At 71.8% G+C, this 22761-nt stretch carries 24 protein-coding genes; 9 read left to right on the top strand and 15 right to left on the bottom strand.

The annotated features are described in order from the left end of the window. The first annotated feature begins 12 nt into the window (after positions 1-12). Both AB0C12_RS26925 and AB0C12_RS26920 read left to right on the top strand, forming a co-directional pair. Positions 13-528: a DsrE/DsrF/DrsH-like family protein gene (locus tag AB0C12_RS26925; protein WP_360552537.1), complete on the top strand. Its 516-nt coding sequence runs from the start codon at positions 13-15 to the stop codon at positions 526-528. Positions 529-590: 62 nt separating this feature from the next. After that, positions 591-1070: a GyrI-like domain-containing protein gene (locus AB0C12_RS26920; RefSeq protein ID WP_360552535.1), complete on the top strand. Its 480-nt coding sequence runs from the start codon at positions 591-593 to the stop codon at positions 1068-1070. A gap of 21 nt (positions 1071-1091) precedes the next feature. Here the strand turns inward: AB0C12_RS26920 and AB0C12_RS26915 are convergent, their stop codons facing one another. The 9 genes from AB0C12_RS26915 to AB0C12_RS26875 form a co-directional block, all read right to left on the bottom strand. Further along, positions 1092-2507, bottom strand: a complete 1416-nt coding sequence (locus AB0C12_RS26915) for an NAD(P)(+) transhydrogenase (Re/Si-specific) subunit beta (protein ID WP_360552533.1) — start codon at positions 2505-2507, stop codon at positions 1092-1094. After that, positions 2504-2800 carry an NAD(P) transhydrogenase subunit alpha gene (locus AB0C12_RS26910; RefSeq protein ID WP_360552531.1) on the bottom strand — a complete coding sequence of 99 codons (297 nt, stop codon included), beginning with the start codon at positions 2798-2800 and terminating at the stop codon, positions 2504-2506. Before AB0C12_RS26910 ends, AB0C12_RS26915 begins: the two co-directional genes overlap by 4 nt. Next, entirely contained in the window at positions 2797-3942 is a 1146-nt protein-coding gene (locus AB0C12_RS26905; RefSeq protein ID WP_360552529.1) for an NAD(P) transhydrogenase subunit alpha, read from the bottom strand. Before AB0C12_RS26905 ends, AB0C12_RS26910 begins: the two co-directional genes overlap by 4 nt. Continuing rightward, complete coding sequence (nifJ, locus tag AB0C12_RS26900; RefSeq protein ID WP_360552527.1) at positions 3939-7526, bottom strand: pyruvate:ferredoxin (flavodoxin) oxidoreductase; 3588 nt, start codon at positions 7524-7526, stop codon at positions 3939-3941. The genes AB0C12_RS26905 and nifJ overlap by 4 nt, the downstream gene beginning before the upstream one ends. Further along, positions 7523-9193 (bottom strand): NAD(P)-binding protein, encoded by a 1671-nt coding sequence (locus tag AB0C12_RS26895; RefSeq protein WP_360552525.1) that lies wholly within the window; start codon positions 9191-9193, stop codon positions 7523-7525. The genes nifJ and AB0C12_RS26895 overlap by 4 nt, the downstream gene beginning before the upstream one ends. Before the next feature lie 139 nt (positions 9194-9332). Then, positions 9333-10322, bottom strand: coding sequence for a nitroreductase (locus AB0C12_RS26890; RefSeq protein WP_360552523.1), 990 nt, complete (start codon positions 10320-10322; stop codon positions 9333-9335). Between the two features lie 24 nt (positions 10323-10346). Further along, complete coding sequence (locus AB0C12_RS26885) at positions 10347-11528, bottom strand: hypothetical protein (protein WP_360552521.1); 1182 nt, start codon at positions 11526-11528, stop codon at positions 10347-10349. Between the two features lie 38 nt (positions 11529-11566). Continuing rightward, positions 11567-12460 carry a universal stress protein gene (locus AB0C12_RS26880; RefSeq protein ID WP_360552519.1) on the bottom strand — a complete coding sequence of 298 codons (894 nt, stop codon included), beginning with the start codon at positions 12458-12460 and terminating at the stop codon, positions 11567-11569. Beyond that, entirely contained in the window at positions 12457-12678 is a 222-nt protein-coding gene (locus AB0C12_RS26875; RefSeq protein WP_360552517.1) for a DUF1918 domain-containing protein, read from the bottom strand. The genes AB0C12_RS26880 and AB0C12_RS26875 overlap by 4 nt, the downstream gene beginning before the upstream one ends. Before the next feature lie 348 nt (positions 12679-13026). Here AB0C12_RS26875 and AB0C12_RS26870 point away from each other — a divergent pair, with 348 nt between their 5' ends. Further along, positions 13027-14025 (top strand): zinc-binding alcohol dehydrogenase family protein, encoded by a 999-nt coding sequence (locus AB0C12_RS26870; RefSeq protein ID WP_360552515.1) that lies wholly within the window; start codon positions 13027-13029, stop codon positions 14023-14025. Positions 14026-14044: 19 nt separating this feature from the next. Here the strand turns inward: AB0C12_RS26870 and AB0C12_RS26865 are convergent, their stop codons facing one another. Continuing rightward, positions 14045-14560: a flavodoxin domain-containing protein gene (locus AB0C12_RS26865; RefSeq protein WP_360552513.1), complete on the bottom strand. Its 516-nt coding sequence runs from the start codon at positions 14558-14560 to the stop codon at positions 14045-14047. A 12-nt stretch (positions 14561-14572) separates the two neighbouring features. Then, positions 14573-15466, bottom strand: a complete 894-nt coding sequence (locus AB0C12_RS26860) for a fructose-bisphosphate aldolase (protein WP_360552511.1) — start codon at positions 15464-15466, stop codon at positions 14573-14575. Between the two features lie 199 nt (positions 15467-15665). On the opposite strand from AB0C12_RS26860, the gene AB0C12_RS26855 reads away from it, so the two are divergent. Next, positions 15666-16127, top strand: a complete 462-nt coding sequence (locus tag AB0C12_RS26855) for a peptidoglycan-binding protein (protein ID WP_360552509.1) — start codon at positions 15666-15668, stop codon at positions 16125-16127. Between the two features lie 61 nt (positions 16128-16188). On the opposite strand, the gene AB0C12_RS26850 is transcribed toward AB0C12_RS26855, so the two are convergent. From AB0C12_RS26850 to AB0C12_RS26840, 3 genes are all read right to left on the bottom strand, one after another. Further along, positions 16189-16662, bottom strand: coding sequence for a universal stress protein (locus tag AB0C12_RS26850; RefSeq protein WP_360552507.1), 474 nt, complete (start codon positions 16660-16662; stop codon positions 16189-16191). Between the two features lie 76 nt (positions 16663-16738). Further along, positions 16739-17326 (bottom strand): DoxX family protein, encoded by a 588-nt coding sequence (locus AB0C12_RS26845; RefSeq protein ID WP_360552505.1) that lies wholly within the window; start codon positions 17324-17326, stop codon positions 16739-16741. Between the two features lie 143 nt (positions 17327-17469). Beyond that, positions 17470-18357: a universal stress protein gene (locus tag AB0C12_RS26840; RefSeq protein ID WP_360552503.1), complete on the bottom strand. Its 888-nt coding sequence runs from the start codon at positions 18355-18357 to the stop codon at positions 17470-17472. Positions 18358-18567: 210 nt separating this feature from the next. Between AB0C12_RS26840 and AB0C12_RS26835 the strand changes: the two genes are divergently transcribed. The 5 genes from AB0C12_RS26835 to AB0C12_RS26815 all read left to right on the top strand — a co-directional run bounded on the left by AB0C12_RS26835 (position 18568) and on the right by AB0C12_RS26815 (position 21148). Next, on the top strand, positions 18568-18702 hold the full coding sequence (locus AB0C12_RS26835) for a hypothetical protein (protein ID WP_360552501.1): 135 nt from the start codon (positions 18568-18570) through the stop codon (positions 18700-18702). A 40-nt stretch (positions 18703-18742) separates the two neighbouring features. Further along, positions 18743-19045: a 2TM domain-containing protein gene (locus tag AB0C12_RS26830; protein WP_360552499.1), complete on the top strand. Its 303-nt coding sequence runs from the start codon at positions 18743-18745 to the stop codon at positions 19043-19045. 37 nt (positions 19046-19082) lie between these two features. Beyond that, positions 19083-19778 (top strand): CBS domain-containing protein, encoded by a 696-nt coding sequence (locus tag AB0C12_RS26825; RefSeq protein WP_360552497.1) that lies wholly within the window; start codon positions 19083-19085, stop codon positions 19776-19778. A gap of 35 nt (positions 19779-19813) precedes the next feature. Continuing rightward, entirely contained in the window at positions 19814-20320 is a 507-nt protein-coding gene (locus AB0C12_RS26820) for a Crp/Fnr family transcriptional regulator (RefSeq protein ID WP_360552496.1), read from the top strand. 93 nt (positions 20321-20413) lie between these two features. Continuing rightward, on the top strand, positions 20414-21148 hold the full coding sequence (locus AB0C12_RS26815) for a universal stress protein (RefSeq protein ID WP_360552494.1): 735 nt from the start codon (positions 20414-20416) through the stop codon (positions 21146-21148). Between the two features lie 45 nt (positions 21149-21193). Here AB0C12_RS26815 and AB0C12_RS26810 read toward each other — a convergent pair whose 3' ends face one another. Beyond that, entirely contained in the window at positions 21194-22714 is a 1521-nt protein-coding gene (locus tag AB0C12_RS26810; RefSeq protein WP_360552492.1) for a DUF4389 domain-containing protein, read from the bottom strand. Between the last annotated feature and the right edge of the window lie 47 nt (positions 22715-22761).

The raw sequence follows: 22761 nt of genomic DNA, 5'->3' as shown, positions 1-22761 counted from the left end.
GACGGCACCGCCATGACATCCGAGACCACCGCGTCGGCGATCATCCCCGACTTCGGTGACAGCGCCACCGCCGGCCGCAAGCTGGCGATCATCTGCTCCAAGGGCAACCTGGACATGGCCTACCCCGGGCTGATCCTCGCCAACGCCGCCCTCGGCGAGGGCGTCGAGACCCATCTGTTCTTCACGTTCTGGGGCTTCGACATGATCACGAAGTCCCGGATGGCCGATCTCAAGTTCACCATGCTCGGCAACACCGCCACGCACGTCCCGCAGGGCCTCGGCGGCCTGCCCGGAGTGACAGCCATGGCGACCCGGCAGATGAGGAAGCAGATCCACGACGTCGGAGTGCCGGACGTCCCGGACTTCCTCGCGCAGATCGTCGACTCCGGTGGCCACCTGTGGGCCTGCCGCATGTCCGCGGACATGATGCATCTGCACGAGACCGACCTGTACGAGGGTGTGGAAGCGATCATCAGTGCGGCCGACTTCATCGAGAAGACCGACGGCGCCCAGCTGCTCTTCATCTGAGAGCCGGGCGCCCTGTCACGAGGATCGGAGACCCGGAGGAGGTCACTGTGCACCCGTCAGGCTTGAACGCCGTCACGGATCACCCGGTGGACGGCGTCGAACGAGTCACCCTGGATCCGCGCGTGGTGGTCGGGTTGCGTCAGCGCGTGGCCCTGACGGAGCTGGGCGCATTCTTCGCCCGGGCCGTCCCGGCCGTCGCCGGCGAGCTCGCCCGGGCGGGCACGCACCCGGCCGGCCCGCCGGTCGCGGTGTACCGCAACGAGGAGGCCGGCCATTTCGAGGTGACCGTGGGATTCCCGGTGGCCGAGGCACCGACGTCCACCGACGCGCTGGTCCGCGAGGTCCTGCCCGCGGGCCCGGCGGCCCGCGCGGTGCACGTCGGCTCCTACGAGACCTTGCCGCAGACCTACGCGGAGCTGAGCCGTTGGTTCGCCCGGCGCAAGCTGCTGCCGCCGGCCATGATGTGGGAGGAATACCTGGTCGGGCCGGGCTCGGTGGCTGAGAGCGAGTACCGCACCCGGGTCGTCTACCCGCTGCGCTGATCGACGCCGCGGCGGCCGGCCTCAGGCATAGGCGTGCAGACCGGTGATGAGGGCCTGGAGGCCGACCTTGGCGTCCGCGAAGAGCATCGCGGTCTTCGGATCGGTGTACAACTCGTTGTCGATGCCGGCATAGCCGTGCCCGAGCGAGCGCTTGACGACGATGATGCTCTTCGCCTTGTCCACGTCGAGGATCGGCATCCCGGAGACCGGGTTGCCGGGCCGGCGCGCGGCCGGGTTGGTGACGTCGTTCGCCCCCACGACCAGGACCACATCCGTCCGGGCGAACTCCGGATTGATCTCGTCGAGGTCTTTGAGCTGGGTGTACGGGGCGTTCGCCTCGGCGAGGAGCACGTTCATATGGCCCGGCATGCGCCCGGCGACCGGATGGATGCCGTAGCTCACCTCCACCCCGCGCTCACTCAGTGCCTGGGCCAGGGCGACGACCTCGTGCTGAGCCTGTGCCGCGGCGAGGCCGTACCCCGGCACGATCACCACCTTGCCGGCGTAGGCGAGCTGCACGGCGGCGTCGTCGACGGTGGTCTCCCGGACCGTGCCGTGCGCGGCCGTCGCCGGTCCGCCGGTCTGCTCGTCCCCGGTGCCGTAACCGCCCGCGACGATCGCGGTGATCGAGCGGTTCATGGCGTCGGCCATCAACTTGGTCAGAATGGCACCAGCCGCCCCGACGAGCGCGCCGGCGATGATCAGGACGGTGCTGCCGAGGACGAAGCCGGCCATGGCGACGGCCGTTCCGGTGCACGCGTTCAGCAGTGAGATGACCACCGGCATGTCGGCGCCACCGATCGGCAGCGTGGCCAGGACGCCCACCGCGAGCGCGGCGATCGTGACGCCGGACAGGGCCGCGATGCCGCCGTGCCCGGTCAGGAACAGCGCGGCCACCGCGGCCGCGCTGAGACCGAGCAGCACCACGAGGCCGCGGCCGCCCGCGACGACGACCGGCCGGCCGGGCACCTTGCCCGCGAGCTTGCCGGAGGCCACCAGCGATCCGCTGAAGGTGAGCCCGCCGATGAACAGGTCCAGCACGATCGTCGTGGTGGTCCGCAGCGGCAGGGCCGCCGGCACGTCGCTGCGCTCGACGGCATCGCCCAGGGCGACCAGCGCGGCGGCGCCGCCGCCGACCGCGTTGAAGAGACTGACCAGCTGCGGCATGGCGGTCATCTTGACCGTGCGTGCGGTCACGAGACCGGCAATCGCGCCGCCCAGCACGCCGACGAGGAGTACCACGACGGCGACGGCGGTGATCCGGTGCTGCCGGGCGAGCACCACCACGGTGGCGGCGACGGCGGTGGCCATTCCGGCGGCGGACAGCTGATTGCCGCGGCGGGCCGTCGCGGGTGCGTTCATGAGATGCAGGCCGAGCACGAAGCACGTCGCGCAGGCGAGGTAGACCAGGTGCACGACGGTGTCGACGGTGTTCATGACCGGCTCTCCCGCCGGGCGTGGAACATGGCGAGCATCCGGTCGGTCACGATGTAGCCGCCGACCACGTTCATGGCCGCGAACGCCGCGGCGATGAGCAACAGCAGATATCCCACCGTGGTCGTCGTGGTGGCCGCGAGGATCATCACGCCGACGAGGATGACGCCGTGGATGGCGTTCGCACCGGACATCAGGGGCGTGTGCAGGGTGGCCGGGACCTTGCTGATGACCTCGAAGCCGACCAGCAGGGCCAGTACGAAAACCGTGATGTCGGCCAGCAGGAGCGGACTCATGGGGTGACCTCCTCGTCGAGAACCCCCGGCACGAGGGGGTGGATGATCCGGCCGCCGTGGGTCACGACCACAGCGGCCTGCACCTCGTCGCTGAGGTCGACGGTGCGGACGCCGCCCGGGGCGAGGCAGGCGAGCAGAGCGCACACATTGCGCGAGTACGCGGTCGAGGCGGCGTGCGGCACGGTGGCGGGCAGGTTGCCCGCCCCGATCACGGTGACGCCACGGGCGGTGACGATCGTGGCGTCCGGGACCGACCCGGCGACGTTGCCGCCGCGCGGGCCCGCCGCGAGGTCCACCACCACCGAGCCCGGTCGCATGGCGGCCAGGCCGTCCGGTGAGACGAGCTCCGGCGGGCGCCGCCCCGGCACCTGCGCGGTCGTGACGACCACGTCGAACCGGGCGACGGCGGCATCGAGGGCCTGCTGCTGCGCCTGGGCCTCGGACCCGGTGAGCTCGCGGGCGTAGCCGCCGGTGCCGGTCCCGGCCGGTCCCGGAAGGTCCAGCACCGTCGCACCGGTGGAGGCGAGGTCGGACCGGGCCGCCTCCCGGACGTCGTAGCCGGTCACCAGGGCACCCAGCCGACGGGCGGTGGCGATCGCCTGCAGTCCCGCGACCCCGGCACCGAGGACGAGGACCTGCGCGGGCCGGGTGGTTCCGGCGGCGGTCATCAACATCGGGAAGTAGCCGGCGTACGCCGCGGCCGCGAGCAGGACGGCCTTGTATCCGGCGACGTTCGCCTGCGAGGTCAGCGCGTCCATCGCCTGGGCCCGGCCGAGGGTGCGGGGCAGCAGGTCGAGGCTAACAGCCGTCACGCCCGCCGTGGCCAGCGACCGGATCAGGTCCGGCTCGGTGAGCGGGGAGAGCAGACCGATGAGCAACTGGCCGGTGTGCAGCGCGCCGGGCTCCGGCGGCGCGTCGATGCACAGCAGGGCGTCGCTGTCGGCGAACACGTCATCGCGTGTGCACACCGTCGCACCCGCGGCGGCGTACTCGTCGTCGTCGAACCAGGCCCCTTGCCCTGCGCCTTTCTCGACCAGGACCTGGAAGCCGCTCGTGGTGAGGCGCCCGGTGCCGTCGGGGGTGAGCGCCACCCGGCGTTCCCCGGGGGCGGTCTCCCGGACGACGCCGATCGTCGTGGTCATGGTGCCTCCTGTGGCTGCGCGGGTCGGACCGACCGGGCGTCGGCGGGGAAGTGCTCGGGACCGCGGGTGGCCATCTCCTCGTACACCTGCCATCGCTGGTCCACGGCCTCCTGGGCCAGGACGGCCAGCCGCCGCGCCTCCGCCGGATCGCTGCCCCGCAGCTGCCGGAAGCGCAGCTCACGCTCGGTGAACTCGGTGAGGGGCAGGTGCGGCCGCGGCGAGTCGAGCAGGAACGGATTCCGGCCCGCGGCCCGCAGCACAGGGTCGTAACGCATCAGCGGCCAGTAGCCCGTGGCCACGGCCCGGTGCTGCTGGTTCATGCCGTCCCGCATGTCGATGCCGTGGGCGATGCAGTGGCTGTACGCGATGATCAGTGACGGCCCGTCGTACGCCTCGGCCTCTCGCAGGGCCGTCAGCGTCTGTTGCGGGTCGGCACCCATGGCGATGCGTGCGACGTAGACATTGCCGTAGGCGATGGCCTGCAGCGCCAGGTCCTTCTTGGGCGTTGTCTTGCCGCCGGCGGCGAACCGGGCGACCGCGGAGAGCGGGGTGGCCTTGGACATCTGGCCGCCCGTGTTGGAGTAGACCTCGGTGTCCAGGACCAGGACGTTGACGTCACGCCCGGTGGCCAGCACGTGGTCGAGGCCGCCCGAGCCGATGTCGTACGCCCAGCCGTCACCACCGACGATCCACACGCTGCGCCGTACCAGATGATCCAGGACACTGCGCAGATCGACGACGGCCGGCTCGTCGTCCAGGCCGGTGAGCCGGTGGTTCAGCTCCGCGAGGCGGGTCCGCTGGGCGGCGAACTCGGACTCGCGCTGCTGGGGCGCCGACAGGATCGCGTCGACCAGGTCGGGGCCGAGCCGGTCACGCAGCCGGCGCAGCCGATCGGCGGCCAAGTCCCGGTGCAGGTCAGCGGCGAGCCGGAACCCGAGCCCGAACTCGGCGTTGTCCTCGAACAGCGAGTTCGACCAGGCCGGCCCCCGACCCTCGGCATTGTGCGTCCACGGGGTCGTCGGCAGGTTCCCACCGTAGATCGAGGAGCAGCCGGTGGCGTTGGCGACCATCAGGCGGTCGCCGAACAACTGCGACATCACCTTCAGGTACGGCGTCTCGCCGCATCCCGCGCAGGCCAGGGAGAACTCGAACAACGGTTGCAGGAACTGGGCGCCGCGAACCGTACCGAAATCGACGCGTGTCCGGTCGGCCGTGGGCAGGGTCTCGAAGAAGGCGATGTCGGCGCGGCCGGTGTCCAGCCGTGGCTCCCGGGCGGCCAGATTGATGGCCTTTCGCGCCGGCGCGGCGGGCGCGCTGACCGGGCATGCCTCGACACACAGGCCGCAGCCGGTGCAGTCCTCGAGGTAGACCTGCAGGGTGAACCGCGAATCAGGCAGACCGCGGGTCTCCAGCGGCGCGGACGGGAAGCCGTCGGGTGCCCCGGCCAGCTCCTTGAGGTCGTAGAACTTGGACCGGATCACACTGTGCGGACAGACGAAGCTGCAGTTGCCGCACTGGATGCACAGCTGCGGATCCCAGCGGGCGACCAAATCGGAGATGTTGCGCTTCTCGTACGCGGTGGTGCCGCCGGGATAGGTGCCGTCGACCGGCAACGCACTGACCGGTAGCTGATCGCCGTGACCGGCCATCATGGCGGCGGTGACGGTCCGCACGAACTCCGGCGCGTCGGCCGGGACGGTCGGTGGCAGGCCACGGGAGGCTGTGGCCCGATCCGGCACCGGCACCCGGTGCAACGCCTCGAGAGCGTGATCGACCGCGGCGTGGTTTCTCGCGACGACCTCAGTGCCGCGCCGGCCGTACGTCTTGGTGATGCTCTCCTTGATCTTCTCGATCGCCTCGCCGGACGGCAGAACGCCGGAGACGGCGAAGAAGCACGTCTGCAGCACGGTGTTGGTGCGGCCGGGCAGGCCGGACTCCTCGGCCACCCGGTCGGCGTCGACGACGTGCACCGTCAGGCGCTTGGCGAGGATCTGCCGCTGGACGGGCAGGGACAGCTCATCCCACACCTGGGCGGCCGGCGTCGGGCAGTTCAGCAGCAGCGTCGCGCCGTCCGCGGCCCGGGCCAGCACGTCGACGCGTTCCAGCAGACTCATGTGGTGGCAGGCGACGAAATCGGCCTTGCCCACCAGATACGGCGCTCGGATCGGGGCGGGACCGAAGCGCAGGTGCGACACGGTCATCGAGCCGGACTTCTTCGAGTCGTAGACGAAGTAGCCCTGGGCGTGCAGCCGCGGATCGGCGCCGAGGATCTTGATCGTGTTCTTGTTGGCGCCGACGGTGCCGTCCGAGCCGAGTCCGAAGAACACCGCGCGCACCGTGTCCGGAGGTTCGATGTCCAGTGCGTCGTCGTAGGGCAGGCTGGCGCCGGTGACGTCGTCGACGATGCCGACGGTGAACCGCGGTCGTGGGTGTTCGCGGCCGAGCTCGGCGAAGACGCCGGCGACCATGGCGGGGGTGAACTCCTTGGAACCGAGACCGTACCGGCCGCCGATCACCGTGGGCATGGTGGGCCGGCCGCTCTCGGCGAGTGCGGCCAGCACGTCCAGGAACAGCGGTTCGCCCTGCGATCCCGGCTCCTTGGTCCGGTCGAGCACCGCGATGCGGCGGGCGGCGGGTGGCAGGGCGGCCAGCACCGCCGCGGCGGGGAACGGCCGGAACAGCCGGATCTGGAGCACCCCGACCCGTTCTCCCGCCGCGACCAGATGGGCCGCGGTCTCCCGGGCGGTCTCGGCGCCCGATCCCATCAGGACGACGACCCGGTCCGCCCGGGGATCGCCGGAGTACTCGACGACGCCGAGTCGGCGGCCGGTGCGGTCGCCGAGCTGATCCATGGCGTCCTGAACCGCGTCCGGCACGCGCGTGTAGAACGGGTTCACGGTCTCCCGGCCCTGGAAGTAGACGTCGGGATTCTGCGCGGTGCCCCGGATGAAGGGCCGCTCCGGCGACATCGAGCGCCCGCGATGGGCCCGGACCAGCTCGGCCGGAACCAGCGCCCGCAGGTCGTCGTCGGTCAGCACCTCGATCGTGTTGAGCTCGTGCGACGTGCGGAAGCCGTCGAAGAAGTGCACGAACGGCACCCGGGTGCGCAGGGACGCCGCCTGCGCCACCAGAGCGAGATCCTGGGCTTCCTGCACCGAGCCCGACGCGAGCATGGCGAAGCCGGTCGCGCGGACCGCCATGACGTCGGAATGGTCGCCGAAGATCGACAGGCCCTGCGCGGCCAGCGACCGGGCCGCCACGTGCAGGACCGCGGGAGTGAGCTCTCCGGCGATCTTGTACATGTTCGGAATCATCAGCAACAGGCCCTGCGACGCGGTGAAGGTGGTCGTCAGTGCGCCGCTCTGCAGGGCGCCGTGCAGGGCACCGGCCGCACCACCCTCGCTCTGCATCTCCACGACGGTCGGCACCGACCCCCAGATGTTCGGGCGCCCGGCGGCGGACCACTCGTCGGCCAGCTCGGCCATCGGTGAGGACGGTGTGATCGGATAGATGCAGCACACTTCGTTCAGCAGGTAGGCCACCGACACGGCGGCCTCGTTCCCGTCGACCGTGCGGCGGATCATGTCGTCGCCTCCTCGGGAGTGCCCGCCGCCGGCCCCGGATGCTCGGGAACCATCTCTATGGCGTGCACCGGGCACTGGGTGAAGCACGTGGCGCAACCGGTGCAGCGGTCGTAGTCGAAGCGGTAGCGGTTGCCGGGTCCCAGCTTGATGACGGCGTCCTCCGGGCAGGCGCCGAGGCAGCCGTCACACTCGAAGCAGTTGCCGCACGACAGGCAACGACCCGCCTCGAACGTCGCGGCCGCGGCGTCCAGCCCGCCGACGACCTCGGTGAAGTCGGTGATCCGGGCGGCTGGGTCCCGCTGCGGCTGATGCCGGCGGCCGGAGTCGCCGAAGTACCAGGGATGCAGCAGTCCGAACTCGGCCGTGGGGTGCTTGGCGGGCGCGGTGAACGTTCCGGAGCGCAGGTAGGCGTCGATGTGCCGGGCGGCCTTGCGGCCGTGCCCGACGCCGACGGTGACGGTCCGCTCGGCGGGCACCATGTCGCCACCGGCGAACACTCCCGGGCAACCGGTCATGAACGACGCCGACACGACGACTGTGCCGTCCGCGGTGAACTCGATGCCCGGCACGGTGTGCAGGAACGCCGTCTCGGCGCGCTGGCCCAGCGCGAGGATCACGGTGTCGGCGGCCAGGGTCTCGGTGCGGCCGGTGGGCACGGGGCGGCCGGACCCGTCCAGCTCCATCACCTCGACGGTGACGACCGGCCCGTCGACGGCCTGGATGGTGCGCAGCCAGTTGATCTTGACGCCTTCGCGTTCGGCCTCGTCGGCCTCCTCGGCGTGCGCGGGCATCTGGCCGCGGGTACGCCGGTAGACGATGAGCGCGTCCTCGGCGCCCAGCCGCCGGGCCACGCGCGCGGCGTCCATGGCGGTGTTGCCGCCGCCGTACACGGCGACGCGGCGACCGATCGCCGGGCGCTCGCCCGCGGCGACGTCGCGCAGGAAACTCACCGCGTCGAGGATGCGGCTCGCCTCGCGGGCCGGGATCTCGGTCCGCTTGGACAGGTGCGCGCCGACCGCCACGAAGACCGCGTCGAAGCCCCCGTCGCGGCGCTCGACGGCCAGGTCGTGTACCGGATGATCGAGGGTGATCGTGATGCCCATCCGGATGAGCCGGTCGATCTCGGCGGCGAGCACGTCACGGGGGAGGCGGTACGCGGGAATGCCGTACCGCATCATGCCGCCCGGCTCGGCGCCGGCGTCGCGGATCTCCACCTCGTGCCCCAGCCGGGCCAGGTGGTAGGCCGCCGACAGACCGCTGGGACCGGCGCCGACGACCAGCACGCGCCGGCCGGTCGCGGCTCGCGGCGGATCGAGGGACCAGCCCCGCTCGATGGCGAGGTCGCCCAGGAAACGTTCCACCCCGTGGATGGAGACGGCGCTGTCCAGGTGGGCGCGGTTGCAGACGTCCTCGCAGGGGTGATAGCAGACGCGGCCGTGGATCGCCGGGAACGGGTTGTCGGCCACCAGGATGCGCCAGGCGGCCTCGTGATCGCCGCTCCGGGCCGGCGCCAGCCAGGCCTGGATGTTCTCGCCGGCGGGGCAACCCGCATTGCAGGGTGGCAGCAGGTCCAGATAGACCGGTCGGCGCTCACGGGCCGGGCCGCCGCGGGCCTGCCCGTGCAACAGGTCCGGCAGGGGTGTCACGTCGTGCCGCTCCGCGGTCATGGGGACCTCCTCGACGGGATACGACCAGCCTGAGCCGCCCGGCCGTGGCACGGCGAGGGCCGATGGTCGCGACCGCCCGGGCCGATGCGCCCGGAGCCGGCCACCAGGCGGCCTTCCCCCGCACGTCCGTCCATGCCGCTCAGCCGCTCCGCGGTGCCACGACCTTGATCGCCTCGGCCGGGAACCGCCGCGGCGTCGCGGGCACCGGCTGGCCGGACACCCGGTAGCCCAGCCGGACCGCCAGGTACGGCTCGCCGAGCCCGGACAGCAGATCGCGCAGCAACAGCCGGGGCCAGGACACCTCGACCGCTTCGCTGAGCGTCGCGCTGGCGAGGCCCTCCGCGGTGGCCAGCAGCAGAAGGGCCGACAGGGCCTCTCCGGCGCGGAGCAGATCACCCGGCTGGTCCGCCGATCCGAACAGGATGACGTAGGCGGCGCCCTTGTCGACGCCCGTACCGGTCACCAGCCCGGCGGTTCCTCCGGGTGCGAAGTCCCGGACCGGCACCCGCCGCAGGGCCGGCCGCACCGCGGTCCCGGCCGGGACACCATCTCCCCGCCAGGCCGGCCGGTCGGTCCAGCGATCGAGGTCGGCGAGGTAGGCCGGATCCTCGTGCTCCGCGCCGGCGGCGTGCTCGCACGCGACAGCGAGGGCCGGCACCTGATCCTGGCGCACGACGTGCAGGTACGCCCCCTCCAGCTCGACGCAGCGGCGCAGCCGGGTGAGCAGGTTTTCGGGGACGGCGCGGTCACCGAAGGGCCGCCGGTCGGTGCGGCGGCGCCTGATCGCCCCGGCCGTCCGGCGTGTCCGCGGGCCGGGCGGGACGGCGGCGCCCAGGCGGATCCGCGCGAGCAGATCGGGATGACCGGCGCCGGGCAGGCACTCGACCTCGGCGCTCCACCCGTCCGCGGCGAGAGCGGTACGGGCGTGGTGCAGGGCCGCACCACAGCTGATCATGAGCAGCCGGCCGTCAGGATCGATGCTGTGGAGCTGCCGGCTGCGATCGGCGTACAGCAGCAGGGTGTCACCATTGATCCGCCAGCTCCAGGGCTGACTGTTGAACACCGACGGCGCGTGCAACGCCGATCGGGCGGCTGCGCGCAGCCGGCGGGCCGGCGCGGACAAAGACACGGCGGGTCGTCCTTCCTCAGGGCGTCAGTTCACGGTGCGGATCGCGGCCGTGGCGATGTTGTCGAACGGGATCGCCTCACTCAGCGGCGCGTTGCCGGCCGAGAGTCCGGAGACGTCGATGTCCAGGTGGCCGCCGGGTGTCGCGGCGGGACGACGGAAGGCGTAACTCACCGTCTTCGAGCCCCGTACGGCGGGTGGGTCGAGGATCACGGAGAACGAGCCCTGCTGCGCCGTGACGGGCGGCCATGCCGTGCCGGCCCGTTCGAGTCCGGCCTCGGGGTAGAAGGTCACCACCAGGTGCCTGGGCCGCGCGCCCCATCGGTGGGCGAGGGTCACGGTCACCGTGCCGTACCGGTAGCCGTCGACGGCGGGTCCGAGAATCAGATCACCGGCCGACAGGGAGGTCTGCGTCACCGCGGGATTGGCCGGCAGCCTCGCCGGGCCGCTCACCTGCCGGAACCGGCCGTGGTCCCAGCCGTAGCCCCGGGTCTGCCAGACCTGCGGGGTCCGGTCGTCACAGCAGCGCTGATAATCACTGAGCCGTACGGCGATCGTGCCGTCGCGGCGCACCGTGGCACTGTCGGACGCGATGTCCCGGATTTCGCCGGTCGTGGCGACGACGGTCCCCATGGTGACGATCTGGCCGGCCGGGTCGCGGTCGAAGGCGACCAGTTGCTTGCTGCCGCCTTCGATCAGGCAGCCGATCTCGGCGATTGTCTCCTCGGCGCCGTCGCGGTCGAGGTCGCCGTAGGTCACCGCGAGGATGACGATCTCACCGCCCACCGGTGGTTTCCCGGTGACGGCCGGCTTCGGCGCGATACTGACGATGCCGTGGTGGAAGCGGAGCCTGCCGTGCGGGCCCTGGACGTTGTCGGCGGGCCAGCGGGGAATGGTCAGGGTGGCCTCGCGCAGCGTGCCGAGTGCGATGCGCCCGTCCGGTGGCCGGGGCGCCGAGGTCGTTGCCGGTGCCGCGGGTGTGCTGCCGCCACTGGTCTGCGGGGTGGTGACGGCGGGCGTGGCCGGCTGGGACGTGCCCGGCCCGGTGGTGTCGCCGCCGTAGCGCACCAACAGGAGAACAGCCACCGGCAGGACCAGGACGAAGGTGGTCAGCGCGGCGATGAGGGCAGTGCGCAGTGCGCGGTTGTGCCCCGTGCCGGGCCCGGGCTCCCGCTCAGGTGGGAGCTGCATCGTGGGTTGATCGGACATCGTGCACCTCCAACGCTTGCCGCGGCCGGGCCCGCCGCTCAGGATCGGTCCTGCGGTGCCGGCCGGACCACCACGACCGGGCAGGCCGCGCGGTGGATGAGGTGCTGGCTCACGGAGCCCAGCACGAGCCCGGCGACACCGCCGTGGCCGCGATCGCCGACGACGACGAGCTGGGCCGTCCGCGAGTGCTCGACGAGCAGGCGGCGGGCGGATCCCCTGACCACCTCGCGGCGGACCGGCACGTCGGGACACCGCTGGGCGACGCCGGCGAGCGCCTCCGCCAGGACCCGCTTCTCCTCCTGGTCACCGGACCAGAACTCGTAGGAGATCGGCAGGGTGTCGTTGAGCTCGGTGGCTGCGTCACCGGTCCACGCGTGCACGGCCAGCAGTTCAGCGCCGCGCAGCGCTGCCTCCTCGACGGCGTGGTCGAGGGCCCGCAACGAGACCGCGGACCCGTCGACGCCGACCACGATCGGGCCGGCGCTGTGCCGATCGCCGCGGACGACCATGACGGGACAGGCGCCGTGGGAGGCCGTCTGCACGGCGACGGAGCCGATCAGCAGCTCGGTGAATCCGCCGAGCCCGCGGTCGCCCAGGACGAGCAGGACCGCCTGTCTGCTCTCGTCCCGCAGGACCTGACCGGGTCCGCCGTTCAGGATCCGGGCGGTGATGGGGGTGTCGGGTGCCACCTTCGTGGCGAGCTGCCGAGCCTCGACGAGGATCTCCTCCGCCTGGTCACGGAAGGCCTGCAGGGACGGCCCGGCCAGCCCGGGCGAGACCGCGACGCCCACGGTGGGCCAGACGAACGCGTGCACTATGCGCAACGGGCGGTGCCGCAGGACCGCTTCGGCGGCGGCTGCCTCGACCGCGTCGAGGCTGCGCCGGGAGCCGTCGACCCCCACGACGACCGGGACCCCGGCCACGGCGGTCATGACCCCGGCTCCGTCATCGGGGTCCCCGGCTGCGTGGCCGGCTCGATCCGGGCCTGGGGTCCAGGAAAGATCAGCGTGGTCCGGCCGTCGTCGAGCCACCGGACCTCGTACGGCGGCGTGCCGTCGCGGTGATGCAAGGCGGTGACGACGGCAGTCCGCCGGCCGTCGCCGAGGTGGGTGCCCTCGAGGACGAGCCGGTCACCGATGTGAGCCTTCATGGCGGGCCTCCCGCGGATGCGATCCGGGTCGTGTACCGGTCTCGGGACGCCCACCGGCTGTCCCGCCGTGTCGGCCGGTGCCCGTCTTGACGACGGTGGGTCTGATGGTCCGCAGGCCATGTCCTTGTCTCCCGGCCGCTGCGGTGCTGATGGACATCCGGTGGGCGTCAGGGAAAGCATCGCGCCCGCGGCGGCCTGCTGACAGGGCCGTTGGTCCCGCGCCGGGTCTGCTGCCGCGGCGCCGCCCGACCGCCTCGGCCGGGCCGGGTGGCCCTGGTCCGGCGGGACCACCACGAGCGACCATCGACAGCGATACGTACGGCCCTCGGCGCGCAAGGAGCGGTCATCATGCTGGCATGGCAGGTGCGGTCCCCGGGTTCCGACCTCTCGCAGGCGCTGCGGCGCGTGCCCGTGGTGGTGCCCCGGCCCGCACCGGGAGAACTGCTCGTGGCGGTGGACGCCTGCGGGGTCTGCCGCACCGACCTGCATGTCGCCGCGGGAGACCTGCCCGTTCACCGGGCGTCGGTCGTGCCCGGTCACGAGGTGGTGGGTCACGTCCTGGAGCTCGGGGCCGGCGTGACCGGGTTCCGGCCGGGGGACCGGGTGGGCGTCGCCTGGCTCCGCGAGACCTGCGGGGCCTGCCGGTACTGCCGGTCGGGCGCGGAGAACCTGTGCCCGCAGTCGCGGTACACCGGCTGGGATGCCGACGGTGGCTATGCCGACTGCACCACGGTGCCCGCGGACTTCGCCTATGCCCTGCCGGACGGATACTCCGTCGCTGAGCTGGCACCACTGCTCTGCGCCGGCATCATCGGCTACCGCGCTCTACGCCGCGCGGAGCTGCCGCCGGGTGGGCGGCTCGGCATCTACGGCTTCGGAGCCTCCGCGCACCTCACCGCGCAGGTGGCTCTCGCGCAGGGTGCCCGGGTGCACGTTCTGACCCGGTCACCGCAGGCGCAGAAGCTGGCTCTCGACCTCGGGGCCGCGTCGGCGGGCGGGGCGTACGACGTTCCGCCGGAGCCGCTCGACGCCGCCGTACTGTTCGCGCCGGTCGGCGACCTCGTCCCGGTGGCGCTGCAGGCACTGGAGCGGGGCGGCACTCTGGCCGTGGCGGGGATTCACCTGAGTGACATCCCCACCCTCGACTACGAGCGTGATCTGTTCCAGGAGCGCACGCTGCGCAGCGTCACGTCGAACACCCGCGAGGACGGCCGGGAGCTGCTCAGCTTCGCCGCCGGCCACAGACTGACCGTGGCCGTGAACCCGTACCCGATGGCGCAGGCCGGCATCGCCCTCGCCGACCTGGCCGCCGACCGCGTCAACGGCGCGGCCGTCCTCATCGCCTGAGAGCTGGACGGTGCACCGCTCAGGCCGTCTGCCGCGCAGCCGTGACGGTCGCCGCCAGCGACGCGCCCCACTGACGGGCGTTCTTCTCCTCAAGCACTTCGAGCGGCCCGGTCGTCCCCCTGACCAGGAAGCTCTGCGCGGGTAGCACGATGTGGCAGCCCAGCCGGCGCAGATGCCGTTGGATCCGGCGCGCGGCCGAGCCCGGCAGGAACGGTTTGTCGATCCTGGTGTCGAACGCGGCGGCGGACATGCCCGTCAGCGACGGTGAGCAGTCGAGGTACTCACGCACCCCCACGTCGACGGCGCCGGACCGGACCTCGCCCTGCTGAGCGGACTGCTCCCGGGTGGACGGCCGGCTCATGCCGAACGCGTGGGTCGGTCCACCCACCACGAGCAGATCCGTGCCGAAGGCGCGCGGCATGGTGCCGACGTCGGCCAAGGTGACCTCGAGTCGCTCGCCGAGTCCGTCGGCGACGGCCCGGGCGACCTTCTCGGTGTTGCCGAACATCGATTCATAGACGACGAGTGCCTTCATGACGATCCTCCCTCAGGGCGTCGGGTACTTGGCGAGGATCTCGCGCAGCCGATCGACGAAACGCAGGGACTCGTCGTGATCGCGCTGCCACACGTTGCGGCCGAAGATGAGCCCGGTCGCCCCGGCGGACATGGACTCCGCCGCCTTTTCGATCATCGCGTCGTCGCCGGCCCGGGAACCGCCGGACACGAGCACCATGGTGCGGTTCGCGGCGCGCACGACGGCGTCGATGGCCTGCTGGCTGCTGAAGTCCGCGGTGTACGGGGCCGGCACATCGGTGTGCTTCTCCGGGTGCGGGAAGTTCACCTTGACGACGTCGGCGCCGAGCTCGCTGGCGGTGCGGGCCGCGTAGTGCACGGCGTAGAACGAGTCCTTGCCGCCCTTGTGCTCGATGGCCTCACCGCGCGGGTACGCCCACACGATCAGCGGCATCCCGAGCCGCTGCGCGTCCTGGCGGACGACGCGGTACTGGGCGAAGTCGGCATCCTGGGCCGGTGAGCCGACGTACAGGGTGTAGCCGACCGCATCGGCGCCGAGCCTGACCGCGTCCTCGACACCGGCGTGCAGCGGTGACAGGGCGCGGGTGTCGGCCGGGATGTCGGTCTTGCCGTTCAGCTTGAGGATGAGCGGGACCTCACCGGCGTAGTCCCAGTAGAACTTCTCGGCCAGCCCGATCTGGATCGCGATGCCGTTGAAGCCGCCCTCGAGGGCCAGCTTGACGATGTACTTCGGGTCGGCGGCGATCGGGTCGGCGAAGAAGTCGCGCGGTCCGTGCTCCAGACCCTGGTCGTACGGCAGGAACAGTGCGGTGCCGTTGCCGAGACCGTGCTTGTAGAGGATGCGGTGCAACCGGGCCTTCTTGCCCGCGCTGAGCCCGCAGCTCGAGAGCCTCAGCCGTGCTGTCATGGCAGTCTCCTTTCCCTTCACCGTCCACGTTCGTCGCGGCGGCGCGGGCGGTACAGGGTCCGAGGACCCGCCCCGGCCGGGATCACCGGCCCTGGGGCGGACCGGCGGGGAGATGGGCTCAACGACTCTGCCGGCCCGGTCCCGGCGTCACTAACGTCCGGGTCAAGGCACATCCCCAGCACGAGAAAGGCAGGTCGACATGGCAGGCACGTTGCTTCCCTGGCCGATGGTGCGCCAGGGCGACAAGGAACACCCGGTCGTCACGCTGCAGTATCTGCTGCGCGCCCGGGGCAGGACCGTCACGGTGGACGGCATCTTCGGCCCCCTCACCGAGGCCGCCGTCCGCGAATGGCAGCGGCAGAAGGGCCTCGGGGCCGACGGGATCGCCGGTCCGAACACCTGGCGCTCGCTGATCATCGAGGTCCGCAAGGGTGACCAGGGCAATGCCGTGCGGGGAGTCCAGGAGGAGTTCCGGTTCCGGGACCTCTCCGGCGACCCCGGCCGGGGGCTGCAGGTCGACGGTGACTTCGGGCCGCGGACCGACGCCGCCGTGCGGGCCTTCCAGACGGCGATCCACGCCGATGTGCCGTCGATGGCGGTCGACGGGGTCGTCGGCCCGATGACCTGGCAGGCGCTGGTCAGCGGGATGCTGTCCTTCTGAGATCACGGCACGATGCCGGGTCGTCTCCGACGGGAGACGACCCGGCATCGCCGCGCTGCGGTCAGGTGCGCAGCACCGGCTCGGCGGCTGCGTCCGGATGTTCGACCGGCACCGGGATGACGACGACCGGGCAGGTGGCTCTGCGGATGCAGTCCTCGCTGACCGACCCCAGCACGGTGTGCCGGACCCGGCTGTGGCCGTGACTGCCCAGCACCAGCAGGTCGGCCGCCCGTCCGGCGGCGCTCAGCACCTCGGCCGGGCGTCCCTCGATGACCTCGCCCGCCACCGGGAGGCTGGAGCCGTTGCGGGCGACGAGTTCCTTGATCTCGCGGTCCAGCAGCCGGCCGGCGCGTTCGGCCTCCTCCTGCGGCTGGGTGGCGGCGACCGGCCCGTACTCCAGGCCGTCCCAGGACCAGGCGATGACCGCCTGCACGGCACCGCCGCGGCCGGCAGCCTCCCGGGCGGCCCACTGCAGGGCGCGCCGCCCGCCCGGCGACCCGTCGACTCCGACGACGATCAGATAACTGCTGCTCATGATCCCTCCTCCGTACGGGTGAAGACGCGTGGGGCGACATCCGCTGCCGGATGTCGCCCCACGCTCGCTGCCGGGTTCACTTGAGCCAGGGGAGTCGCCGCACGATCGGCAGGCGGCTCCAGTACCCGCCGAGGCCGAGGGTGTTCCCGGCCGCGGTGAGCGCGAGCACCACCAGGACACCCGCGTAGATGAGGTGATCGTCCATGAACGGGTTGTTCTCCGGCGGCAGGACGGCGGTCCACATGAGCACCAGCATCAGCGAGCCGGCGACCGCGGCGATGCGCATCCCGACGCCGGCCAGCAGAGCGATGCCGATGCCGGCGAGACCGATCATGAACAGGGCGTCGGCCCAGGCCGCGCCGGCGAAGCTGTGGTAGAAGCCCTCGAAGGGCCCGCTGACGGCCTTGCCGAGGAATCCCTTGGTGGGACTGCCGCCGTCGATCCAGGCGTTGGCCGAGGGGGTTTCGTGGCCGAGCCCGAACAGTTTGTCCAGGAAGGCCCAGAGGAACACCCAGCCGAGGGCCAGCCGGAGCCCGGCGAGCACGTAGCGGGTGGCCTTCTGCGAAGCGGTCTCGGTCGTGGTGCTTGTGACGCTACGTGCCGCGGGGGTCTCCGGGGTGCTCCGGTGGCTGGTGGCGGGCTTGGGGTCGGTTGCGGCGGTCATGGCTTCCACGTCCTTTCTCGATCCTCGTTCGACACTGCTCATTCAGCTCCGTGGCGGGCGGCTGGTGGAGAGGCGGCGTACCGTTCGGACCGGGACCTTCGGCCCCTCTTCGCCGGGACCCGGGCACCGGGTGACTCCCGGTGTCAGGAACGGCGGGTCTCGCTCCCCGCCGGGCGCGCGATCAGCACCGGGCAGTCCGCGTGGTGCAGCAGCTGGATCCCGGTCGAGCCGAGCAGGGCGCCGGCGATGCTGCCGTGACCGTGGCTGCCCACGACGACAAGCTGGGCACTGTAGGAAACACCGGTCAGCACCGCGGCGGGACTTTCGTGCGACACCGTGATGTCGACCTTCACCCCGGGGTACTTCTGGCGCCACGGCGTCAGCAGATCCTCCACCCGCCGGTGTTCGGCGGCGTCCTCCTCGGGCGTCGAGAACTCGGTCACCGGCACCCCCGCCATCCACAGCGGTGGCGGCGGCAGGTACGTGCGGATCACCGTGAGCGCGGCGTCACGCCCGGCGGCGGCCTCGAACGCCGTGGCGAGGACGTGGTCGGCCGCCGGCGAGTCGTCCACCCCGACGGCGACGGGCCCGTCGAGGACATTGCCGCGACCGCGGACGACGACCACCGGGCACGGCGCGTGGGTGGCCACCCGCTGGCTCACCGAGCCGAGCAGCAGGCTGGCGAATCCACCCCGGCCACGGCTGCCCAGCACGACCAGATCGGTGTCGTCGGCCGCGGCCAGCAGCCGAGGAGCCGGGTTACCGATGAGGGTGTCCAGCTCGAGGGGTACGCCGGGCGCGACCGCCCGCGCCTGGGCCGAGGCGTTGGCGACGACGGCCTCAGCGAGCTGACGTGACACGTCGATGTATTCCGTGCCGCTGTCGTACCTGGCCGCGCGCCACTCCCAGTCGAAGACGTGCACGATGCGCAGGAGCAGACGACGACGTTGCGCCTCCAGGGCCGCCCACTGCACCGCGGCCTGGCTAGCCGCTGTGCCGTCGGTGCCCACCAGGATCTCCTTGGTTCTCATGGCCGGGTCCCCTTTCGGCAGTTTCCCCGATCGTCGGCCCGGCCCCGGTCCATCGGAAGTGCGGCAGGTCCCGACTACGGGGGCCGGCCGGCACGTGACTCACCGCAGCATCGGGTCGAAGGGCTCCCGAAGGGGGTGCCGACGACTCTGCCGGCGCGCGGCCGGCAGCGCGACGATCCCCTCAGGCACGGAAGGCTGGGAGGTGCCGCCATGTCATGGCTCATCCTCGTGATCCTCGCGGTGCTGGCGCTGTTGATCGTCGCCGGTCCCGTACTGGAGGACCTGATCGACCGGATCTGGCCACCCGACGCCGATCCGGCGACTCGCCACGCCCACCGGAGATGAAGACCGCGCCCGAACGCGCGGACGACGGAAAGGCACAGTCATGTCCACCTACCATCCCGCCGGGGTGACCCCGGAGGACGACGAAGCCGACCTGCGGCAACTGGCTGTCGAGCAACTGCGCAAGAAGCGCGATCTGCAGGCCCATCTCATCGCGTATCTGCTGGTGAACGCGTTCCTGAACGCCATCTGGCTGCTGACGAACGTCGGTGGCTTCTACTGGCCGATGTTCCCGCTCTTCGGCTGGGGCATCGGCGTCGCCTTCCACATCTGGGACGTCTACGCGCCGGCGGAGCCGGCCGAGAGCCGCATCCAGCGGGAGATGAAACACCTCGGACGCCGGTGACGGCGGCCGTACACACCGCAGCAGAGAGGGTCCGGCCATGAAGACGTGGCATGTGGACGACGTCATGACCAAGGACGTCGTCACGGTGCGGGAAGGCACCCCTTACCGTGACATCGTCGGTCTGTTGCTCAGCCGGCGGGTGAGCGCGCTTCCGGTCGTCGACGATCGGGGCCGGCTGGCCGGTCTGGTGTCCGAGGCGGACCTTCTGCACAAGGTCGGGGCCGCGGGCCGGCAGGCGCCCCGGATGTTCGATACCTGGCGCCGTCACACTGATCGCGTGAAGGCCCGCGGACACATCGCGGTCGAGGTGATGACCTGGCCGGTCGTGACCGCCGAACCGTCGCTGACCCTGGCCGCAGCTGCCCGCCGCATGCACCGTGAGCACGTCAGAAGGCTTCCGGTCGTCGACTCCTCCGGGCGCCTGGTCGGCATCGTCACCCGGAGCGACCTGCTCAAGGTGCACCGGCGCACGGACGCCGAGATCCGCCACGACGTCGTGGAGCAGGCGCTGCACCACGTCATGGCGGTCAAGGGCGCCACTGTCCGGGTGGAATGCGTCGGCGGCGTCGTCATCCTGGCCGGACGGGTGCGGTTCCGGTCGACCGCCGAACTGATCGCGCAGGTGATCCGGCAGGTCCCCGGTGTCGTCGACGTGGCGGACGGTCTCGGCTTCGACGTCGACGACAGCCTGATCAGCGGTTCCAGGGTCGGAACCCCGTTCGGCGTCGTTTGACTACCTCAGCCGTCGGTCCCGTCAGGAGGAGCGTCATGGCAGCCTTGTCCGTCTTCGATCTGCTCGTCCGGCATCCGTTCCTCAGCGACTTCCCGGTGGCGTGGCTGCGCCGGCTGGCGGTCCACGGCCGCCCGGTGCTGCGGCACACGGCTTACCGACTGTTCCGCGAGGACGGCCCGGCCGGGCACTTCTGGCTGGTGCGCTCGGGTGTCGTCGCTCTCGACTTCCACGTGCCGGGCCGCGGTGACGTCGTCATCGAACGCGTCGGTGCCGGCGGGGTCGTCGGCTGGTCCTGGTTGCTGCCGCCGTATCGGTGGACCCTCGGCGCGGCTGTCGCGGAGGACTGCCACGCGATCGAGTTCGACGCCGCCCAGGTGCGCCTGCTCATCAACGCGGACCCGGGCCTCGGGCGGGAACTCACCGAACGTTTCCTGACGGTCATGGGTGGCCGGCTGCAGGCGGCGCGGCACCGGTTGATCGAGCTGTACGCGTACCCGGACCACCCCGCCGGTGCTCCCGGCCCCGGTGGAGCGGGACGGTGACCTGAGCCTGCGGCGGACGGGACCTGTGGCCCTGCCCGCCGGCCGGTCGACGCGCTGTGCTGGACGAGTATCCGGCAGCATCGGGAGGATGCGATGAGGGTGCTCGAGAGGCACAGGGACCAGCGCGACGAACGGCCGGCGAACGGCGCGGTCGTCGTCGGCGTGGACGACTCCCCGGCCGGACGACTCGCGGCCGAATATGCCGTGGTCGAAGCGGAGTTGCGTCGGTGGAATCTGCATCTGCTGCACGTCCAGCCCGCCGGTGCGGCCCGGTACGCGGGGGACCGGGGGGCACGACTGCTCGAACGGATGGCCGGCCGGGTGAACGAGTGCGCGCCGGCCGTCGCGGTCTCCGGTCACCTCGCTGTCGGCGCGGCGGCCACCGTGCTGCTCGAGGAGCTCTCCGACACGGACATGGTCGTCGTGGGACATCACGGCGGTCCGGCCCGCACCGCGTTCGGGCTCCGTATCGAAGAGCGGGTCGCCGCCCTTCACCGTGGCCCCGCGCTGGTCGTCCCGGAGTCCGCCGGACCTCCTGGAACCGGATTCTTCGACCGGCCCGTCGTCGTCCTCGCCGACGGGCGGAGCCGCACGCCGGCCGTCGGCTTCGCCCGCACCGAGGCGATGCTCCGCGGGTGCGAGCTGGTCGTCCTGCACGCACCGGGCGACGTCGCCGGCGAGCCGGCCCACGCCCTGGTGGAAGCGTCGCAACGGGCGGCGGTCGTGGTGATCGACCGGCACGATGCCGGCGCCACGACGTCGCTCGTCGGCCCGGTCGGTCGCGCCCTCGTCCGGGAAGCCGCGTGTCCGGTGTTCCTGATCGGTTGAGTGCGCCGTTGCCGGAGAGACCTTTCCAGGGTCTCTCCGGGTTGCTCAACGGTCGGCTACGGCGATGCGACGACCGCGGGGGGCGGTGGCAGGTACTGCGGGGGTGGCGGTCCCGTACGGGGCGGCTCCACCGGTGGTTCGGCCGACGACGGGGGCCCGCTGTGCCGGCGGCCCAGGCTCACGCCGCCCAGCACGATCAGGCCGATACCGAGAATCGCCAGCAGGATGCCCGTACCCAGCACGCCCCCGCCGAGGGCGGACAGATCGGGGGATCTGCGCCGAAGCCCGGACCTGGGTCACCACGTCCACGGAGCCGTCGGCGTTGGCCAGCACCACCGTGTAGTCACCGTCGGTGGCCTGCCACTTCAGGGTCGCGTTCTGCGTACCCGTGGCGGACGCCAGCCAGAAGTCCTGCTCGGTAGGCGCGGGAACAGCCCGGACGGCCCCGGCCGTCCGGTCGTAGGTCGCCTGGTTGTCCGAGACGTCGACGATGCTGTCGCGGGCCGTCCCGGACAGCCAGGACTCCACCTGCGCCTGGCGGCCGATGCCGACGAACACGGGCTTGCCGCTCGTACTCGCCACCGTGATGCGCACGCCACCGACATCGGAGAGGTGGCGAGCCCAGAAGTCGCCGCCCTCGATCGTGATGCCGTCAGCCGTGACGGCGGCCGTGGAACTGCTCGCCCGTACGACGGGGCTGGTGACGTACCCGGAGCTGTCGCGCATCCCGTCGAAGACGAGCAGCGCGGTACCGGCGGCCCCGAGCCCGACGGCCGGGATCAGCAGGACCGCGCCGGCCACCAGGGCGGTGACCGGACCGGCCACCGAGCCCGATGCGGGCCGGGCCGGTTGCGCCGCGGCCGCCTCCTCGGCCCGGGCACCCGGTAGCGCGGCCCGGGCCGGCCCGTCCGGGTCGTCGTCGGGTTCCGCGTCGCCCTGATCCAGACGGAAGGGCGGATAGCCGGGCGTCAGCAGGGCCACGTACGCGATGACCCGCAGGTTCCACCGGGCCACGCCGACCAGCAGGTCGTAGAGGCCGCGCGGGTAGCGGGCCGTGAACAGCAGGCTCAGACCGGCGATGAGGATGCCGAGGCCCACGACGCTCAACGGCACGGAGGTCGTGGTGGCATCGTTGCCGACGGTCCAGCTCGCCGCGCCACTGAGTGCACCGAGCAACAGGATGTGCGGCAGGGCCAGGAGCCACGCGACCAGAGGCAACCAGCGCGGCGGCGGAGGCGTGTCCGTCAGCTCCAGCCGGGCCGGATAATCCGGGACGTCGGCCAGCGTGAACGGCGGATACCGATCGGTGCCCAGCGCCTGGTAGCCGTAATAGTTCACCCGCCAGGACCAGCGCAGCACCGCGAGGTTGTACGAGCGGATGGCGGACGGGTACCTGCCGGTGAACAGGACCGCCAGATAGGCGCCCAGGGTGAGCACGATGAAGCCCAACCAGAGGACGGCCAGGACGAGGTAGTGCGGGATGAGCAACGCCCACTTGACGAGCCACAGCCACCGGCTCAAGGTCTCGTCGCGGCGTGCCTCGACCCGCAGCGGATAGCGGTTCATGACACCTCCTCCAAGGTTCCCCCTCAGCAGAGCGCGCAGGCTGCACG

Source organism: Actinoplanes sp. NPDC048967 (assembly GCF_040649415.1).
Taxonomy (GTDB): Bacteria; Actinomycetota; Actinomycetes; order Mycobacteriales; family Micromonosporaceae; genus Actinoplanes.
The sequence above is the reverse complement of the archived record's forward strand: the minus strand, read 5'-3'. Positions and strand labels throughout refer to the sequence as shown.